At 74.0% G+C, this 17,288-nt stretch carries 16 protein-coding genes; 12 read left to right on the forward strand and 4 right to left on the reverse strand.

What is annotated here, in order from left to right:
* The first annotated feature begins 195 nt into the window (after positions 1-195).
* The 5 genes from BA175_RS18840 to BA175_RS18860 all read left to right on the forward strand — a co-directional run bounded on the left by BA175_RS18840 (position 196) and on the right by BA175_RS18860 (position 5,154).
* Positions 196-1,734: an MFS transporter gene (locus tag BA175_RS18840; RefSeq protein ID WP_069172602.1), complete on the forward strand. Its 1,539-nt coding sequence runs from the start codon at positions 196-198 to the stop codon at positions 1,732-1,734.
* Between the two features lie 190 nt (positions 1,735-1,924).
* On the forward strand, positions 1,925-2,542 hold the full coding sequence (locus BA175_RS18845; protein ID WP_438947355.1) for a class I SAM-dependent methyltransferase: 618 nt from the start codon (positions 1,925-1,927) through the stop codon (positions 2,540-2,542).
* Positions 2,535-3,458: an N-acetylmuramoyl-L-alanine amidase gene (locus BA175_RS18850; RefSeq protein ID WP_069172604.1), complete on the forward strand. Its 924-nt coding sequence runs from the start codon at positions 2,535-2,537 to the stop codon at positions 3,456-3,458. The genes BA175_RS18845 and BA175_RS18850 overlap by 8 nt, the downstream gene beginning before the upstream one ends.
* A gap of 346 nt (positions 3,459-3,804) precedes the next feature.
* A complete protein-coding gene (locus tag BA175_RS18855) occupies positions 3,805-4,617 on the forward strand; it encodes a DUF5336 domain-containing protein (protein ID WP_069172605.1) in 813 nt (270 codons plus the stop codon).
* 246 nt (positions 4,618-4,863) lie between these two features.
* A complete protein-coding gene (locus tag BA175_RS18860) occupies positions 4,864-5,154 on the forward strand; it encodes a hypothetical protein (RefSeq protein WP_069172606.1) in 291 nt (96 codons plus the stop codon).
* Positions 5,155-5,364: 210 nt separating this feature from the next.
* Here BA175_RS18860 and BA175_RS18865 read toward each other — a convergent pair whose 3' ends face one another.
* From BA175_RS18865 to BA175_RS18875, 3 genes are read right to left on the reverse strand one after another with little or no spacing between them, the layout of a single operon-like run.
* On the reverse strand, positions 5,365-6,438 hold the full coding sequence (locus BA175_RS18865; protein WP_069172607.1) for a prenyltransferase: 1,074 nt from the start codon (positions 6,436-6,438) through the stop codon (positions 5,365-5,367).
* On the reverse strand, positions 6,435-7,175 hold the full coding sequence (locus tag BA175_RS18870; RefSeq protein WP_069172608.1) for a class I SAM-dependent methyltransferase: 741 nt from the start codon (positions 7,173-7,175) through the stop codon (positions 6,435-6,437). The genes BA175_RS18865 and BA175_RS18870 overlap by 4 nt, the downstream gene beginning before the upstream one ends.
* Positions 7,176-7,227: 52 nt before the next feature.
* Complete coding sequence (locus BA175_RS18875) at positions 7,228-8,541, reverse strand: glycosyltransferase family 4 protein (protein ID WP_069172609.1); 1,314 nt, start codon at positions 8,539-8,541, stop codon at positions 7,228-7,230.
* Positions 8,542-8,868: 327 nt separating this feature from the next.
* On the opposite strand from BA175_RS18875, the gene BA175_RS18880 reads away from it, so the two are divergent.
* From BA175_RS18880 to BA175_RS18910, 7 genes are all read left to right on the forward strand, one after another.
* Positions 8,869-9,477, forward strand: a complete 609-nt coding sequence (locus BA175_RS18880) for a TetR family transcriptional regulator (protein ID WP_069173109.1) — start codon at positions 8,869-8,871, stop codon at positions 9,475-9,477.
* 127 nt (positions 9,478-9,604) lie between these two features.
* Positions 9,605-10,834 (forward strand): substrate-binding domain-containing protein, encoded by a 1,230-nt coding sequence (locus BA175_RS18885; RefSeq protein ID WP_069172610.1) that lies wholly within the window; start codon positions 9,605-9,607, stop codon positions 10,832-10,834.
* Positions 10,835-10,837: 3 nt separating this feature from the next.
* Positions 10,838-11,629 carry an ABC transporter ATP-binding protein gene (locus BA175_RS18890; protein ID WP_079159678.1) on the forward strand — a complete coding sequence of 264 codons (792 nt, stop codon included), beginning with the start codon at positions 10,838-10,840 and terminating at the stop codon, positions 11,627-11,629.
* Entirely contained in the window at positions 11,626-12,372 is a 747-nt protein-coding gene (locus BA175_RS18895) for an ABC transporter ATP-binding protein (protein WP_069172611.1), read from the forward strand. Before BA175_RS18890 ends, BA175_RS18895 begins: the two co-directional genes overlap by 4 nt.
* Entirely contained in the window at positions 12,372-13,259 is an 888-nt protein-coding gene (locus tag BA175_RS18900; RefSeq protein ID WP_069172612.1) for a branched-chain amino acid ABC transporter permease, read from the forward strand. Before BA175_RS18895 ends, BA175_RS18900 begins: the two co-directional genes overlap by 1 nt.
* On the forward strand, positions 13,256-14,362 hold the full coding sequence (locus BA175_RS18905) for a branched-chain amino acid ABC transporter permease (protein ID WP_069172613.1): 1,107 nt from the start codon (positions 13,256-13,258) through the stop codon (positions 14,360-14,362). The genes BA175_RS18900 and BA175_RS18905 overlap by 4 nt, the downstream gene beginning before the upstream one ends.
* Positions 14,359-15,246 carry an alpha/beta fold hydrolase gene (locus BA175_RS18910; RefSeq protein ID WP_069172614.1) on the forward strand — a complete coding sequence of 296 codons (888 nt, stop codon included), beginning with the start codon at positions 14,359-14,361 and terminating at the stop codon, positions 15,244-15,246. Before BA175_RS18905 ends, BA175_RS18910 begins: the two co-directional genes overlap by 4 nt.
* A gap of 19 nt (positions 15,247-15,265) precedes the next feature.
* Here BA175_RS18910 and BA175_RS18915 read toward each other — a convergent pair whose 3' ends face one another.
* Positions 15,266-17,278: a helix-turn-helix domain-containing protein gene (locus tag BA175_RS18915; RefSeq protein ID WP_069172615.1), complete on the reverse strand. Its 2,013-nt coding sequence runs from the start codon at positions 17,276-17,278 to the stop codon at positions 15,266-15,268.
* Positions 17,279-17,288 lie beyond the last annotated feature (10 nt).

Consider the following 17,288-nt stretch of genomic DNA (forward strand, 5'->3'; position numbering starts at 1 on the left):
ACCGCGCCCGTTTCCGGTCCGTTCACCGGAATACCGCGCGTGTACGGAAGCGTTCAGCGTGCACACAGTTCGTGGCCGGCGCCGCCCGCACGCGGCGATCCGGTGCTGCCCGTGCCCCGGCGCACGGGCGGCCCGTCGGCCGCGTTCCCGCATGTCCGGCCGATTTTTCCTTCCCCGCCCTCGGAGGCCCTACGTATGCAACGGACGACGACCGGACAGCTCACCGGGGAACCCACCGGGCCACGACAGGGCCGTGGCGTCGTCCCCGTGCTCGCGTTCGCGGGGATCACCGTCGCGGTGATGCAGACACTGCTCGTCCCCGTCATCAAGGACCTGCCCGCGCTGCTCGGCACCGACCCCGCGAACGCGACGTGGGTGATGACCGCCACCCTGCTCGCCGGAGCCGTCTCGACCCCGATCATGGGCCGGCTCGGTGACCTGTACGGCAAGCGCCGGATGCTGCTGGCCAGCCTCGCCGTGATGGTGATCGGGTCGCTGGTCTGTGCCACCACCGACGATCTCGTGGTCATGATCGTGGGGCGTGCCCTCCAGGGCTTCGCCATGGGCGCGATACCGCTGGGCATCGGCATCATGCGCGACGTGCTGCCGCGCGAGAAGCTCGGTTCGGCGATAGCTCTCATGAGCTCGTCGATCGGGGTGGGCGGCGGACTCGCCCTGCCCGCCGCCGCGCTCATCGCCCAGCACGCCGACTGGCACACGCTCTTCCTGGCCTCGGCGGGGCTCGGGGTGGTGGCCATGGCCCTGACCGTCCTCGTCGTACCGGAGTCCGCCCTGCGCGCCCCGGGCCGTTTCGACCTCGTCGGCGCACTGGGGCTCTCCCTCGGCCTGGTCTGCCTGCTGCTCCCCGTCACCAAGGGAGGGGACTGGGGCTGGACCTCGCCCCTGACCCTCGGGCTGATCGCGGCGTCGCTGCTGGTCCTGGTGGCATGGGGCCTCTTCGAGCTGCGCAGCCCGGCGCCGCTGGTCGATCTGCGCACCAGCGCCCGCCGCGAGGTGCTCCTCACCAACCTGGTCTCGATCATGGTCGGGGTCGCCTTCTACGCCGTGTCCCTGGTGCTGCCGCAACTGCTCCAGCTGCCCGCGTCCACGGGGTACGGGCTCGGGCAGTCGATGGTCGTGGCGGGCCTCTGCGTGGCACCGCTGGGCCTGACGATGATGTTCGTGGCCCCGCTGTACGCCCGGATCTCCGCCCGTCGCGGGCCCAAGGCCACCCTGATGCTCGGCATGCTGGTCATCGCGGTCGGCTACGGGGCGGGGCTCGGGCTGATGAGTGCCGCCTGGCAGACCGTGGTGATCGCGGTGGTGCTCGGGGCCGGCATCGGGCTCGCCTACTCCTCGCTGCCCGCCCTGATCATCGGCGCGGTCGACGCGTCGGAGACCGGCGCGGCCAACGGCCTGAACACGCTGATGCGTTCGATCGGCACCTCGTTGTCCAGCGCGGTGATCGGCATGGTGCTGGCGAACACCTCGGCGCGGATGGGCGCCGTGGAGGTGCCGACCATGGACGGCTTCCGGACCTCCTTCATGATCGCGACGGGTGCCGTGCTGGCCGGCCTGCTGCTGGCCGCGTTCCTGCCCTCGCAGCGGCCCGCCCGTCCCGTGCTGCTGGCGAGCAGCGCGGACGACGCGGCGTCCGCCGCCCGGCCCGCGCCGGAGCGGGACCGGGCCGCGGCCGCGGTCAGCGCCACGGAGCGCCGGACTCCCGCGCGGTGAGCGGCGGCCGGGAGCCGCCCGGCCGGGTCCCGTCCGCGTACGCCCCCGCCGACCCGTGCCGCGGGGGCGTACGGCACGATGGGGCGCCGTCCCGATCCACCGTCCCACCAGGAGGAACCCCGTGGCCGTCGAGTGCGCTGCCGGGCCCACGCCGGAGATTCTCGCCGCGTTCGAGGCCGCCAAGGGCTTCATGCCGGTGCACGAAGGGCTCGCCCTGTACGCGGCGGCCGTCGACGCCGGCGCGCTCGGGCTGCCGCTGCTGGAGGTCGGCACCTACTGCGGGCGCTCCACGATCCTGCTCGCCGACGCCGCCCGGGCGGCCGGGGTGACCGCGCTCACCGTGGACCACCACCGGGGCAGCGAGGAGCAGCAGCCGGGCTGGGAGTACCACGACCCGTCGGTGGTGGATCCCGAGGTCGGCCGGATGGACACCCTGCCCACCTTCCGCCGGACGCTGCACGCGGCCGGTCTGGAGGAGCACGTGGTGGCGCTCGTCGGACGCTCCCCGCAGGCCGCCGCCGTGTGGGGCGGGCGGCTCGGCCTCGTCTTCATCGACGGCGGGCACACCGACGAACACGCGAACGCCGACTACGAGGGCTGGGCCCCGAAGGTCGCCGAGGGCGGGCTGCTCGTCATCCACGACGTGTTCCCCGACCCGGCCGACGGTGGGCAGGCGCCCTACCGGATCCACCGGCGCGCCCTGGAGTCCGGCGCGTTCACCGAGATCTCGGTGACGGACTCGCTGCGGGTCCTGCGGCGTTCGGGGGCGGGCGTCCGAGGGGCACGGATAGCATCACGACGTGCGTGACGACGACAGCTCATCTCCCCCGCAGCTCACGAGCGCCCTCGGGCGGGCGTGGCCGGCCACGGCGGTCCTGGCAGCCGTCTGCCTGACCGCCGCGGGATGCGCGGACGACGGCGGGGCCGGCCGGGCTGGGCCCCTCCCCGGCGGCGGGCCGGCCCCGGCCTCCGCGCCGGCGTCCACCGCACCCCCGGGCCCCACGGCCTCCCCGTCCGGCGGCGGTGCGTCCGCGAAGCCGCTGCCGCGTGGCCCGCTCACGGGCAGGACCGTGGTGATCGACCCCGGCCACAACCCCCGCAACCGCGACCACACCCGCGAGATCAACCGCCAGGTGGACATCGGCACCGGGCACAAGGAGTGCGACACCACGGGCACGTCCACCGACTCCGGTTACGCGGAGGCCGGGTTCACCCTCGACGTCTCGCGCCGGCTGCGCACGCTGCTGGAGGCGCGGGGGGCGCGGGTCGTCCTCACCCAGGACGACGACCGCCCGTTCGGGCCGTGCGTCGACGAGCGGGCCCGGATCGGCAACGAGGCCCACGCCGACGCCGTCGTCTCGGTCCACGCCGACGGTTCGGCGGTCGGCAACCGGGGCTTCCACGTGATCCTTCCCGCGAAGGTGCGCGCAGGCGCCGCGGACACAGCGGGGATCGTGGCCGCCTCGCGTGATCTCGGCGAGCGCATCGCCGGGAATTTCGTACGGGTCACCGGAAGCGCCCCTTCCAATTACGTCGGCGCTCCTACCGGGCTGGACACCAGAGACGATCTCGGCGGTCTGAATCTGTCGACCGTGCCCAAAGTCTTCATCGAATGCGGCAATATGCGTGATCCGAAGGACGCCGCCCTGCTCATGAGCGCGGACTGGCGCCGGAGCGCGGCTCTCGGTATCGCCGAAGGTGTCAGCAGCTATCTGGAGAGGTAGGGGTGTCCCGCCATTCCCGGTGGATCAGCGCGCGGCGTCGGATGCGGCGCATCGCACGGCGGAGGGATGTCCGCGTACCGGATCCATGGGGACGTTCCGACAACGCGGCGAGGTGCCGGAGCTGTCGTCGCGCGCCCGCCGTGAAGTGCGGGACAGCCCGTAGTCGAGCGGTGGGGGCGGCGACCCCGGGGCGGCCCGTCGGAGGTCCGGTCAGGGACACAACCCGCCCGGGCAGACGATAGATTCATCCCTACGATGGGGAGTCGCCCCCGAGCTTCGCGCCGTACCCGCCGCACAGACGGCATCGACGACCGCCCCGACGAGACGACCGACTAAGGACCTTCACGTGAATATCCGCTCCCTCACTCGAGGCGACGGCGTGGTGATCGGAGCAGCGGTCGTGCTGTTCATCGCCTCTTTCCTCGACCTCTCCGGTTTCGACTGCCCGTCGGGTGTCGACTGTTCCGCATACAGCGCGAACGCCTGGGACTCCCTCTCGCTCCTGATGAGCATCTACCTCGCCGGCATCATCGGCGCGGCGCTGCTGATCGTGGCCCGCGCCATGCCGGGCCGCAAGGTGGCCGGACTGGAACTCGCCCAGTTCGGCGCCGCGTTCACGGTGTTCTCGCTCTGGACGGCGTTCTGGACGATCATCGACGCCAATGACGCGGGCGCCGGTCTGATCCTCGGCCTGCTGGCCGCCGTCGTGCTGGCCGGCGGCGCTGTCGCCGGCCCGCTGGTCCCCGCCCTCAAGGGTCCGCTCGTGGGCGCCCCGCGCCCGGCCCAGGCGGTGCAGCCGCCGTACGGCCAGCAGCCCGGACAGGGTTACGGCTACCCGGGCGCCCAGCAGCCCTACGGCGCACAGCCGGGCCAGCCCCAGCCGTACGGCGGTGGCCAGCCCGGCGCTCCGGAGGCCCAGCAGGCGCCGCAGCAGTCGGCGCAGCAGGCGGCGCCGGCCGGGGACTTCACGCCCTTCTGGTTCGCGGTGCCGGTGGCCCGTCCGTTGTACGGCGAGGACGGCGCCCCGAACCCGATCGCCGAACTCGCCCCCGGTACCTGGTACCTGGCCGTCGAGCAGCGCGGTCCGGGGCTCATCGCCCAGACGCAGGACGGCCGTCGCGGCGTGCTGCAGGACACCACGGGCATCCAGCGCGGCTGACACGTCCGGCCGCCGGCCCCCCGCCCCTTCCGGGCGGGGGGCCGGCGGCGTTCCGGGGCCTCCGTACCCGGCCGGACGGCGTCCGCCCCGCGCCGGAAGGGGACGCGGGGAGCCGCACCGGCCGGACCTCTCAGGGCCGGTGACGGGCCGCGGGACTTCCGGCCGGGTCCGCCCGTGCGGGGACCGGCCGTCGGGCGGCGCGGCCCGTACGGGTTTCACTCACCGTGGAGCGGCAATCCGGAGAGCATGTCTCCCAGAACAGGCACAGGAAGCAGTACCGCCGCACGTGTCATCGCCGTGGTCGCGGACATCATGGCGTTCATCATCATTCTGTGGATTTTGATGTACCTGCTCGACGCCAACCGGGCCAACGAACTGGTGCAGTTCGTCCAGGACTCCGCCCGCTGGCTGGCCGGCTGGTCGTACGATCTGTTCACGTTCGACGCGGCGTGGGCCCGGGTCGTCGCCGGGTACGGTCTGGCCGCCGTCGTCTACCTGTTCGTCGGTCACGCGGTGGCCGGCCGGATCCGCCGCTGAGGACCGGCGGACGCCGTACCGGTCGCGGAGCGAGCTAAGGCGTGTTCCGAAAGTGGCGTCGTCTGCCCGGAGGGCGGGCCCGGCGGCGTCCGGTGCGGGCGATCGCAAGGCGGAGGGTCGCCTCGATACCGGTGTACCGGGGCGATCCCGAGAACGCGGCGAGTGTGCGTGCCAGGCGTCGCCGGGCGGACGGGACTTTCGAGACGCGCCCTACCGGCAGCACGCGGGTTCCAGGCCGGTCGGCAGCCGCTCGCCGCCGAACACCGCGGTGGTCGCCTCGTCCCCTCCGAGCGCGGCCACCGCGAGCAGCAGCGCACCGGCCGTCCAGGTGGTGCGTTCCTCCGGCCATACGGCCCGCTCGCCCTCGAAGACGTACCCCGTCCAGTACAGGCCGCCCTCGGCGCGCAGGTGCCGGACGGACTGCAGGATCTCCAGCGCCCGGTCGGACTCCCCCATGACCCAGAGCGCCAGGGCGAGTTCACAGCTCTCGCCGCCCGTCACCCACGGGTTGGGCACGACACAGCGCACACCCAGACCGGGGACGACGAAGCGGTCCCAGCCGGCCTTGATCCGCCGGGTGGCGTCGGGCCCGGTGACCGCCCCGCCGAGGACCGGGTAGTACCAGTCCATGGAGTAGCGGCTCTTGTCGAGGAACCGCTCGGGGTGGCTGCGGATCGCGTGACCGAGCGCTCCGGCCGCGAGCTCCCAGTCGGGCTGGGGCTCCTCGCGCTGTTCGGCCAGCGCCAGGGCGCAGCGCAGCGCGTGGTGGACGGAGGAGGAGCCGGTCAGCAGGGCGTCGGTGACGGGGGTGCCGTCGGCCTCCCGTTTCCAGCCGATCTGACCGCCGGGCTGCTGGAGCCGCAGGACGAACTCGATCGCCGCGTAGACCGTCGGCCACATGCGGTCGGCGAACGCGTCGTCGCCGGTGGCGAGGTAGTGGTGCCAGACGCCGACGGCCACGTAGGCGCAGAAGTTGGTCTCGCGGCCGAGGTCGGTGGGGTGCTCCGGGTCGCCGTCCTGGTAGGCGGCGTACCAGGAGCCGTCCTCGTTCTGGTGCCGGGCGAGCCACGCGTAGGCGCGGGCGGCGGCGGTGTGCTCACCGGCCGCGTCCAGGGCCATGGCGGTCTCCGTGTGGTCCCACGGGTCGAGGTGGTGACCGCGGAACCAGGGCAGCGCACCGTCCTCACGCTGCTCGGCGAGCAGGGCGGCCACGGTCTCGACGGCCTGCGCGGCGGTGAGGACGCCGGGCAGGACGAGGTGTTCGGTCCTCTCGGGCGTGCTCACGCATCGGCCTTCGGAAGGTGCGGCTTGGTCGCGTACGCCACGAAGCTCTTGCCGAGGACGGGGTTGAGCAGCTGTTCGGCGACCCGGGTGGCCAGGGGCTTCTTCATGATGTCCCAGACCAGGAGCTTGTGGTACGCCCGTACCGGCAGGGCGGCGTCCTCGCCGTCACGGCCGACCCCGAAGGCGCACTTGAGCCACCAGTAGGGACTGTGCAGGGCGTGCGCGTGGTGGGTGCCGTACGGCTTGAGCCCGGCCTCGCGGATCTTGCCGAGCAGTTCGTCGGCACGGTAGATCCGGATGTGGCCGCCCTCGACCTCGTGGTAGGCGTCGGACAGCGTCCAGCAGACCTTCTCGGGGCCGTAGCGGGGCACGGTGATCGCGATCCGGCCGCCGGGCCGCAGCACGCGGACCATCTCGGCCAGCACCCCCTTGTCGTCGGGGATGTGCTCCATCACCTCGGAGATGATCACGACGTCGAAGGAGTCGTCGGGGAACGGCAGGTTGAGGGCGTCGCCCTCCATGGCGGTGGCGGTGGCGCCGTCGGGTGCCTCCCCCGCCTCCTTCATGGCCGCGAACCACTTCGCGACCTCGCGGATCTCCTCGCCGTTCCGGTCCAGGGCCACCACCTGGGCGCCGCGCCGGTAGCACTCGAAGGCGTGACGGCCGGCGCCGCAGCCCAGGTCGAGCACCCGGTCGCCTGCGGCGAGCGGGAAGCGGGTGAAGTCGACGGTCAGCACGGGGGCCTGCCTTCGCGGTCGGGGGTGGGGGTCGCACACGCCACGGGCGCGGTCATCTGCGCGCTCCCCGGGCTGCGATCGCCTGACGGTACAGCTCGGCGGTGCCGGCGGCGGCCCTGGCCCAGGTGAAGTTGGCCAGAATCCTGGCGCGGCCGGCCGCGCCGAGCCGGGTGCGCAGTTCACGGTCGCCGAGGAGCCGGCCCAGCGCGGCGGCCAGGGCGCCGGCGTCCCCGGGCGGCACGGCGAGGCAGGTCTCGCCGTCGGGGCCGGCCACCTCGGGGATGGCGCCGCCCGTGGTGGCCACGAGGGGGGTCCCGGTGGCCATGGCCTCGGCCGCGGGCAGCGAGAAGCCCTCGTACAGCGAGGGGACGCAGGCGATCTGGGCGCTGCGGACCAGGTCGACGAGCTCGGCGTCGCTGATGCCCTTGACGAACTGGACGGCGCCGTGGAGTCCGTGACGTTCGACGGCCCGGGCGACGGGTCCGTCCTCGGCCCGCTTCCCGACGACCACGAGATGTGCCCCGGGTACCTCGGTACGGACCTCGGCCAGCGCCTCCACGAGGTGGACGAGGCCCTTGAGCGGCACGTCGGCGCTGGACGTGGTGACGATCCGGCCGGGCACCTCGGCGACCGAGGGGTCGGGTGACCAGAGGTCGGTGTCGGCCCCGATGTGGACGACCCGGACGCGTTCGGGGCGTACCCCGAGGTGCTCGACGATCTCCTGCCGGGAGGAGCCGGAGACGGTGAGGACGGACGGCAGCCGGCGCGCGACCCGCTTCTGCATGCGGGTGAAGGCGTACCAGCGGCGTACGGACAGCCGCCGGGCCCTGGTCGCGGCGGCGGCGAGGTCGAGCTGCCGGTCGACGGTGATGGGGTGGTGGATGGTGGTGACGAGGGGGGCGCCCAGGTCGCCGAGGAGTCCGTAGCCGAGCGTCTGGTTGTCGTGGACGACGTCGAAGTCCCCGCGCCGGGCCTGGAGATGGCGGCGGGCCCGCAGGCTGAAGGTCAGGGGCTCGGGGAAGCCGCCGGTGCGCATGGTGGCGACCTCGGCGAGGTCGATCCAGTCGCGGTACTCGCCGCGTCCCGGGGTCCGGAACGGGTCGGGCTGGCGGTACAGGTCGAGACTGGGCAGTTCGGTGAGCGGGACGCCCTCGTCGAGTACGGGGTAGGGCTGGGCGCCGATCACCTCGACGCGGTGGCCCAGCCGGGCCAGCTCGCGGCCGAGGTGGCGTATGTAGACGCCCTGGCCGCCGCAGAAGGGGTTCCCCTTGTACGTCAGCAGCGCGATCCGCAACGGCCGTTCCCCGACGGTCTCCGGCGCGCCGCCGCCCGCGAAGGGGCCCGTCTCTATGGCCTCAGCGGTCACACTCGGCCCCCTTCTCACTGCGTTTTCGCCGGAGCGTAACCGGTCGCGCTAATCTGGAACAAGTTTCAGACTGGTGCGTTCAACAACCACCGAATCTACCGGCAGGTAGCGTCGGTGTGACGGCCGGATCAGGTGATTCGCGCCACGGGGGCGCCCTGCCGCACTCCGTACGCCCGGGGGCCGCCCGCCCACCGGACAGGGAACCCGTTCCCGTCCCGCCGGCGCGGAGCCCGGCGGACGGACGCCTCCGCATGGATCCGCACGGATTCCCGGCGCGGACGTCACGGACTCCCCGGCGCCGGGGGCCGGAAGCCTTGGATGGGACGGATGACAGCCGAAGCCAGACGGGCCGAGCCCCCCCTGACGGAACGTCAGGAGGCTCGCCGCCGCCGCATTCTGCGGGCCGCTGCCCAACTCGCCTGCCGGGGCGGGTTCGAGGCCGTGCAGATGCGCGAGGTGGCGGAGGCCGCCGGGGTCGCACTCGGCACGCTGTACCGCTACTTCCCCTCCAAGATCCACCTGCTGGTCGCGCTCATGGAGGACCAGCTCCAGGACCTGCGCCGGGCGCTCCGCAGGCACCCGCCCACCGGAGACGACGCCGCCGGGCGGGTCGCCGAGACCCTCATGCGGGCCTTCCGGGCGCTCCAGCGCGACCCCCACCTGGCGGACGCCATGGTGCGCGCGCTGACCTTCGCCGACCGCGGCGCGAGCGCCGAGGTGGAGGCCGTCTCGCGGCTGACGACGAAGATCGTGCTGGACGCCATGGGGCTGGCCGAGCCCACGCAGGAGCAGTTGTCCGTGGTGCGCGTCATCGAGCACACCTGGCACTCGGCGCTCATCACCTGGCTCTCGGGACGCGAGTCGATCGCGCAGGTGGGACGGGACATCGAGACGGTGTGCGGGCTGATCGGCCCGCGGCCCGCCGGCACCGGCTGAGGGGTGCCCATGTGCGGCGCCCACACCGGCACCGGCGCAGGTGAGGTGCCCTGCACCATGTCGAGGGTGCGGCGGTGTTCGTACGGTTCGGCCGACATCCCCGAACCACGCCGAGGAGCCGGTCACCATGCGTCGCAGAGCCGTAGGCACCGTCCAGCACAGACTCACGACAGCGGCCGTGCTGGCCGCCGCCGGCCTGTTCCTGGCGGGATGCACCGCCGCCGGGCAGGCCGGCGGCGACCCGGCGTCCGGCGAGGACCAGGCCGTCAAGGTGGGCCTGGTCTACTCCCGCACGGGCCTGCTCGCCGCGTACGGGAAGCAGTACCGCGACGGCTTCATGGCGGGCCTCGACCACGCGACGAAGGGCACCGGCAAGGCGGGCGGCCACCCGATCGAGGTCACCGAGCAGGACGACGCGGGCGACCCCGGCAAGGCCGTCGCCGCCGCGAAGAACCTGATCGGCAAGGGCTACAAGGTGCTCGCGGGCACCACCGACTCCGGCGTCGCCCTCCAGATGGCGCCGCTGGCCGCCCAGAACAAGGTGCTGTACGTCGACGGCCCGGCCGCCACGGACGCGGTGACCGGGATCAACACCTACACCTTCCGCTCGGGCCGGCAGTCCTACCAGGACATCCTCACCGCGGGCGCCATGCTCGGCGACGCCGCCGGGAAGAAGGTCACCGTCCTCGCACAGGACTCCACCTTCGGCCAGGCCAACGTGGCCGCGGTCAAGGCGGTCCTGGGCGCCCGGGGCGCCACCGTCGGGTCCGTGCTCGCTCCGCCCAGCGCCACGGACCTGACCCCCTTCGCCCGGCAGGTCAAGGCGGGCGCGCCCGACCTGGTCTTCGTCGCCTGGGCCGGCGCCACCGCCCCCGCGCTGTGGACCGCGCTGGACCAGCAGGGCGTGCTGACGGCGGGCAAGGTCGTCACCGGGCTGGCCGGGACGGCTTCGTACCCGGTCTTCGGGGCCGCCGGCGCGAAGGTCTCCTTCCTCGCCCACTACTTCCCCGGCGCGGGCGGCGGCAACGCGGTGGAGAAGGCGATGCTCGACGGCGTCCGCGAGGCCGGCGGCACGCCCGACCTGTTCACCGTGGACGGCTTCACCGCGGCGCAGATGATCGTGCGCGCCGTCGAGGAGGGCAGCGCCACCGACACCGCCGCCATGGTGAAGGCCCTGGAGGGCTGGACGTTCGACGGGGTGAAGGGCGAGACGCAGGTCCGGGCCGAGGACCACGCCCTGATCCAGCCGATGTTCGTGGCCCGGCTGAACGGCAGGGGGGCCACCGCCCGGCCCGAGCTGGTGGACAGCCTGCCCATGGACAAGGTGGCGCCGCCCGCGAAGCCCTCGGCGGGCTGACCGGTGAGCACATCCGGCACCACCACCACGCGGGACGAGGGAGCGCGGACGGGGGCACCCGTGCTGCGGCTCGACGGGCTCGGCTGGCGCGTCGGCGGGGCGTCCATCCTGCGGGACGTCACCCTCGGCGTGCGCGAGGGCGAGTTCCTGGCCTTCATCGGACCCAACGGGGCGGGCAAGACGTCCCTGTTCAACCTGATCAGCGGGATCGTCCCGGCCTCCGAGGGCACCCTCGCCCTGGACGGCACGGACCTGACGGCGCTGCCCGTGCACACCCGCGCCCGGCTCGGCATCGGCCGGACGTTCCAGACCTCCAGCCTCTGGCCGGAGATGACCGTCGCCGAACACGTCCGGCTGGCCGCGCAGGCGTGCGGCGGCGGCTCGTACCGGCTGTGGCGGCGCGCCGCCCCCTACACCGCCGAGGTCGACGGCGTGCTGGAGCGCACCGGACTCGGCCACCGGGCCGCGGCCAGGGCCGCGGAGCTCTCCCACGGCGAGAAACGCAAGCTGGAGCTCGCGGTGCTGCTGGTCACCGAGCCCCGGGTGATGCTGCTGGACGAGCCGATGGCCGGGGTGAGCGCCGAGGAGGTCCCCGCGCTCACCGAACTCATCCGCACGCTGCACCGCGACGAGGGCCGCACGGTCCTCATGGTCGAGCACCACATGGACGTCCTGCTGGGACTGGCCGACCGGCTCGCCGTGATGCACCACGGCCGGCTGCTCGCCCTGGACACCCCCGCCGCGGTGACCGCCGACCCCGTCGTCCAGCAGGCCTACCTCGGGGAGGGACTGTGACACCGCCGCACGCCCTGCTCGCCGTGCGGGACCTGCGGGTCCTCATCGGTGGCCGGCACATCCTGCACGGAGTGGACCTGGACGTCGCCCCGCACGGGGTGACGGCGCTGCTCGGCCGCAACGGGGCCGGCAAGACCACGACCGTACGCGGCGTCCTCGGGCTCGTCCCGCGCGCGGGCAGCGTGCGGCTCGACGGCGAGGAGACCGTGGCGCTGCCCACCCACGCCCTGGTCCGGCGCGGCATCGGCTACGCCCCCGAGGACCGCGGGATCTTCGCGGGCCTGACGGTGGCGGAGAACCTGCGGCTGGCCGAACGCCCCGGCGCGGGCACGCCCTCCTACGCCCTGGTCCACGAGCTCTTCCCCGAACTGAAGCAGCGGGCCCGGCAGGTGGCGGGCACCCTCTCCGGCGGCCAGCAGCAGATGGTGGCCATCGGCCGCACCCTGCTGAACAGCAACCGGCTGATCATCGCCGACGAACCCACCAAGGGCCTGGCCCCCAGGGTCGTCACCGAGGTCGCCCAGGTCCTCGAACGGGCCGCCGAGGCGGTCCCCGTGCTCCTCGTCGAGCAGAACCTCGCCGTCGTACGCCGGCTCGCCACCCACTGCGTGGTGCTCGCCGACGGCCGCACCGCCCACCAGGGACCGGCGGGCGGGCTGCTGGACGACGCGGAGGCGACCCGCGGGCTGCTCGGCGTGGGCCAGGGCCCGCTCGCCCCACACACCGCGGAGGCGGATTCCTGATGTCCACCATCGTGCTGCTCACCATGACCGGTCTCGGTCTGGGGGCGCTCTACTTCCTCATCGCGTCCGGACTCTCCCTGATCTTCGGGCTGATGGACGTGCTCAACTTCGCGCACGGGGCACTGCTCTCCATCGGCGCGTACGGCACCTGGTGGGCGGCGTCCGGGAACCTGCCCGGCGCGGGCCCGGGCGGCGGGGGCTTCGTCCTGGCCGTGCTGTTCGGTACGGCGGTGGGCACGCTGGCCGCCGTGGTGCTGGAACTGGCCGTCGTACGCCCGCTCTACACCCGGCCCCGCGAGCAGGTGCTCGCCACCGTCGGGGTGGGGCTCGCGGTGCCCGCCCTGCTGTCGGGCGTCTGGGGTTCGGACGCCCGGACGTTCCCCGGGCCCGAGGCCCTCTCCGGCACCTTCGGGCTGCTGGGCGCCGACGTGCCCGTCAACCGGCTCGTACTGATCGTCGCGGCGGCCGTCGTCCTGCTGGCCCTGCGCCTCTTCCTCGGCCGGACCCGGCACGGGCTGGTCGTCCGGGCCGGCGTGGAGGACCGGGCGATGGTGACGGCACTCGGTATCGACGTCCGCACGGCGTTCACGCTCGTCTTCGCGATCGGTGGCTGCGCCGCCGCCCTGGGCGGGGCACTCGGCGGGCTGTACTTCGGCTCGGTCGACCCCCGGCAGGGCACCTCGCTGCTGATCTTCGCGTTCGTCGTCGTGGTCACCGGCGGCATGGGCTCGGTGACCGGCGCCGCGGTCGCGGCCGTCGTCATCGGCCTGGTCCAGCAGTTCGCCAACTACTACACCGCAGCGGGCCTCGGCGACCTGGCCGTCGTCGTCCTGCTCGCCGTGCTGCTGCTCGTCCGGCCGCGCGGACTGACAGGGAGGCTCGCGTGAGCACCGCCACTCGGACACCCGGCCGCACGGACGGCACACCCGCCGCCGCTACGGCCCCCGCACCGGGCACCGGGAGCCGGCTGCTGCGCTGGTGGCCCGCCCCCGTCCTCCTGCTGCTGGCCGTCGCCCCCTACAGCGCCCTCCCCCTGCCCGGCCTCCTGGACGGCCCGGTCGGCAGTCCGGGGAGCCTGCAACTCCTCGCCACCTGCCTGATGTTCGGAGCCCTGGCCACCGGGTACGACCTGCTGCTGGGCCGGACGGGGCTGCTCTCCTTCGGGCACGCCCTGTACTTCGCGGCGGGCAGCTACGCGACCAACGTGTTCCTCCTGGAGGCGGGCCTGCCGTTCGCCGTCGCCGCCGTCCTCGGGCTGTGCTCCGGGACCGTACTGGCCCTCCTGCTGGGGTCGGTGAGCCTGCGGGTCACCGGTATCGGCTTCTCCATGGTGACGCTCGCCTTCGCCCAGGCCGGCTCCCTCCTGGTCTCCCGCAACCCGGGCGGATGGACCGGCGGCGAGGAGGGCAGGGCGGCGCCCGCCGAGGCGCTGCCGTCCTGGCTGGTCGGCATCGACCACACCGCGAACCTGTACTGGATCGCCCTGGCCTACCTCGTCCTCACCCTCGGCGTCGTCCGATGGGCGGTCCGCTCCCCCACCGGCCGGGTCTGGGAGGGCATCAAGGAGAACGAACGCCGGGTCGAGGTGCTCGGCCTGAGACCGTACGGCTTCAAACTGACGGCCTTCGTCCTGGCCGGGGCGCTGGCGGCGGTGGGCGGGCTCGTCCACCTGCTCCTCACCGGCGGCTCCACCCCGCAGACGACGACCTCGGACTTCACCCTGTCCCTGCTGGTCATGGTGGTCCTGGGCGGCTCCGGCACCCGCTGGGGCCCCATGGTGGGCGGCATCCTGTACACCTGGGCCGACCACCGGCTCGGCGACCTCGCCGGGTCGGGCGCGGTCGCCGGCCTGCCGGCCGTCCTGCGGGTGCCGCTCTCCCAGCCGCTGTTCCTGCTCGGTGTGCTGTTCGTCGCCGTGGTACACCTGCTGCCCGGCGGCCTGGCCCGCCTGCCCTCCCGCCTGCGCAGGATCCGTGAGGAGAACCGATGACCCCGTACGAGGAGATACGCGTCCCCGTCGCCGGCGGCGAACTGGCCGCGCTGCGCTGGCCCGCCGCCGATCCGGACGCCCCCGTCGCCGTGGCCCTGCACGGCATCACCGCCAACGCGCTCTCCTGGGGCCCGGTGGCCCGGATGCTGGACGGCCGGATCACCCTGGTCGCCCCGGACCTGCGCGGACGGGCCGACAGCGCGGCACTGCCCGGCCCGTACGGCATCACCGCCCACGCGGACGACACGGCCGCGCTCGCCGGGGCGCTCGGCCGGGAACGGGTGGTGCTGGCGGGCCACTCGATGGGGGCCTTCGTGGCGGCGCTCGCGGCCGTACGGCATCCGGGACGCTTCGGGCCGCCGGTGCTGGTGGACGGCGGGTTCGGCTTCCCGGCACCCACGCACCTGTCGGCGGACGAACTGATGACGGCCGTGATCGGCCCGGCGATGGACCGGCTGTCGATGACGTTCGCCGACCGGGACGCGTACCGCTCGTTCTGGCGGGCCCACCCGGCGTTCGGGGGTGACGCCTGGTCGGCCGAGGTGGACGCCTACATCCAGCGCGATCTGACGGGCGAGGAGCCCGCACTGCGCTCCGGCTGCCGGCTGGAGGCGGTCCGGACGGACGGAGTCGGCCTGTTCGGTGCGGAGGTGCTCTCGGCGGTACGCGGACTCCCCGAAGGGACGGAGCTGCTGTGGGCCCGGCGGGGCCTGATGAACGAGGAGCAGGGCCTGTACGACGAGTCCCGGCTGGCGGCGGCCGGCCTGCCCGGCACGGCGGTCCGGGCGGTGTGCGTGGAGGACGTCAACCACTACACCGTGCTGACGGGCGACACGGGGGCCGGCGAGGTCGCCCGCGCGGTGCTGCGGGCGGCGGCTCGCTGACGGGAGCGGCCGGCCGGGCTCAGCCCACCCGGCCGTCCTCCCGCCCACCCGCCCGGCCTTCGGACAACAGGTGCAGACGGAGCGCGAGTTGGAGCTCCAGCGCACGGTCGGGTGCGTTCCAGTCGCGGCCCAGCAGCACCTGGACCCGGTCCAGGCGCTGCACCACCGTGTTCACGTGCACGTGCAGGTCGTCCTTGGCCCGTATCAGACTGCCCCCCGCCCCGAAGTACGCCCGCAGGGTCCGCACCAGGTGCGTGCCCCGCCGTTCGTCGTAGCGCAGCAGCGGTCCCAGCACGGCGTTCACGAAGCCGTCCACGTCCTTGGCGTTGCCCAGCACCACGCCGAGGAAGCCGAGTTCGCCGACGCAGGCCCCCTGACCCTCCCGTCCCAGCACCCGCATGGCGCGCAGGCAGCGGGCGGCCTCCTCGTAGGCGGCGGCGAGTGCGCGCACCCCGGCGGCCGGCCCCGTGCCGGCGACGGTGACGGGCGTCTGGACGAGGTGACCGAGCTGGACGGCCGCGGCGCGCGCGGCGTCTCCCGCGGCGTCGGCGGACGCCGGGGAGCGGCCGTCGCAGTCGATCAGCAGCACGACGGTGCCCGCGTGCTCGGCGCTCACCCCGCGGATGTCCCCGCCGAACAGGTAGCGCAGGGCGGCGCCTCCGAGCTTCTCCCGGGCCGCCGCCTCCGCCACGAGCAGCAGGTGCGGGCGGTCCAGGTCGATGCCCAGTCGGCGGCCCCGCTCGGCGAGCCCGGCAGGATCGCGTTCCGGGTCGCCGAGCAGGTCGCCGATGAGCTCGCCGCGGATCCGGTTCTCGGTCTCGGCGACCGTGCGGCGCAGCAGCAGGAGCAGTCCGGTGACCACGGCGGCGCGCTCGAAGAGCCGCCGGTCGGAGTCGTCCAGCCGGTCCGGCCGGTGCAGGACCAGGCTGGCGAGGAGTTCCTGGCCGGCGAGCACCGCGCAGATCCAGCGGCCGTCCCGGTGGACGGCGCGGGCCCCGTGGCGGGACTCCTCGGCGGTCCCGGCGAGCCATCCGGCGTCCATGCTGTCGGCGGCGAACCCGGAGGCGTCGGGCCGTACGGCGGCCAGCGGGCGCCCGCCCGGGTCGTGGATGGTCAGGGGGCTGTCGAGCAGCCCGGCGACGGACACGGCGACGTCCTTCACGTCCCCGCCGCGCAGCACCAGGTCGGTGAGCCGGTCGTGGGCCTCCTCGGCGCGCTGCATGGCGGCGGAGTGGGCGCGTACGGCGGCGTTGGCCCCGGCGAGTTCCGCGTTGGCCGAGGCGAGTTCCGCGAGGGCGCTACGGGTGTCGTCCAGGGCCCGGGCGGTGTCGATCGCGATCGCGGCGTGCGCGGCGAGCGAGCAGAGCAGCGCCACCTCGTCCGGGCTGAAGACGCGTGCGGCGCGGTCGGCGGCGAAGAGGACGCCGATGACCTTCCCGGTGCCGCCCCGGCTGGAGCCGAGGAGGAGGGGGACGCCCAGGATGGCGACGAGGCCTTCGTCCAGCACCCCGGCGTTGATGTTGCGGGTGTGGCGGAAGCGCTCGTCCGTGCGGTAGTCGGGGGTCGCGTACGGGCTCGCGGTCTGCGCCACCAATCCCCCGAGCCCTTCGCCCAGTTCGAGCCGCAGCCGCTGGAACAGGACGGACACCGAGCCGTCGGTCACCCGCATGTAGGTGTCCCCGGCCTCCTCGTCGGGGAGTGTGAGGTAGGCGGTGTCGGTCCCCAGCAGCATCCTGGCCCGCCGCACGATCGCCTTCAGCACGTCGTCCAGGTCCCGGGAGGCCGCCAGGTCTCCGGCCGTGTCGAAGAGGGCGGTGAGCTGGAGTTCCCTGCGCCGGTGCTGGCGCAGGGCGCCCCTGATCCGCAGGGCGGTGGCGGCCGCCCTCTCCACCTCGGCCAGTTCGGCGGCGGGCACTCCGGCGGCCCTGGCCTCCGAGGTGACGGCCCCCAGGTCCTCGGCGGGGGCGTCGTCGGCGAGCAGGTCGAGGAGGCGGGCCAGCAGGGGCGCGGCGGACGGGGGCGGTGGGGACATGGCGGCCAGC

This window comes from Streptomyces griseus, from assembly GCF_001715295.1.
Taxonomy (GTDB): domain Bacteria; phylum Actinomycetota; class Actinomycetes; order Streptomycetales; family Streptomycetaceae; genus Streptomyces; species Streptomyces griseus_G.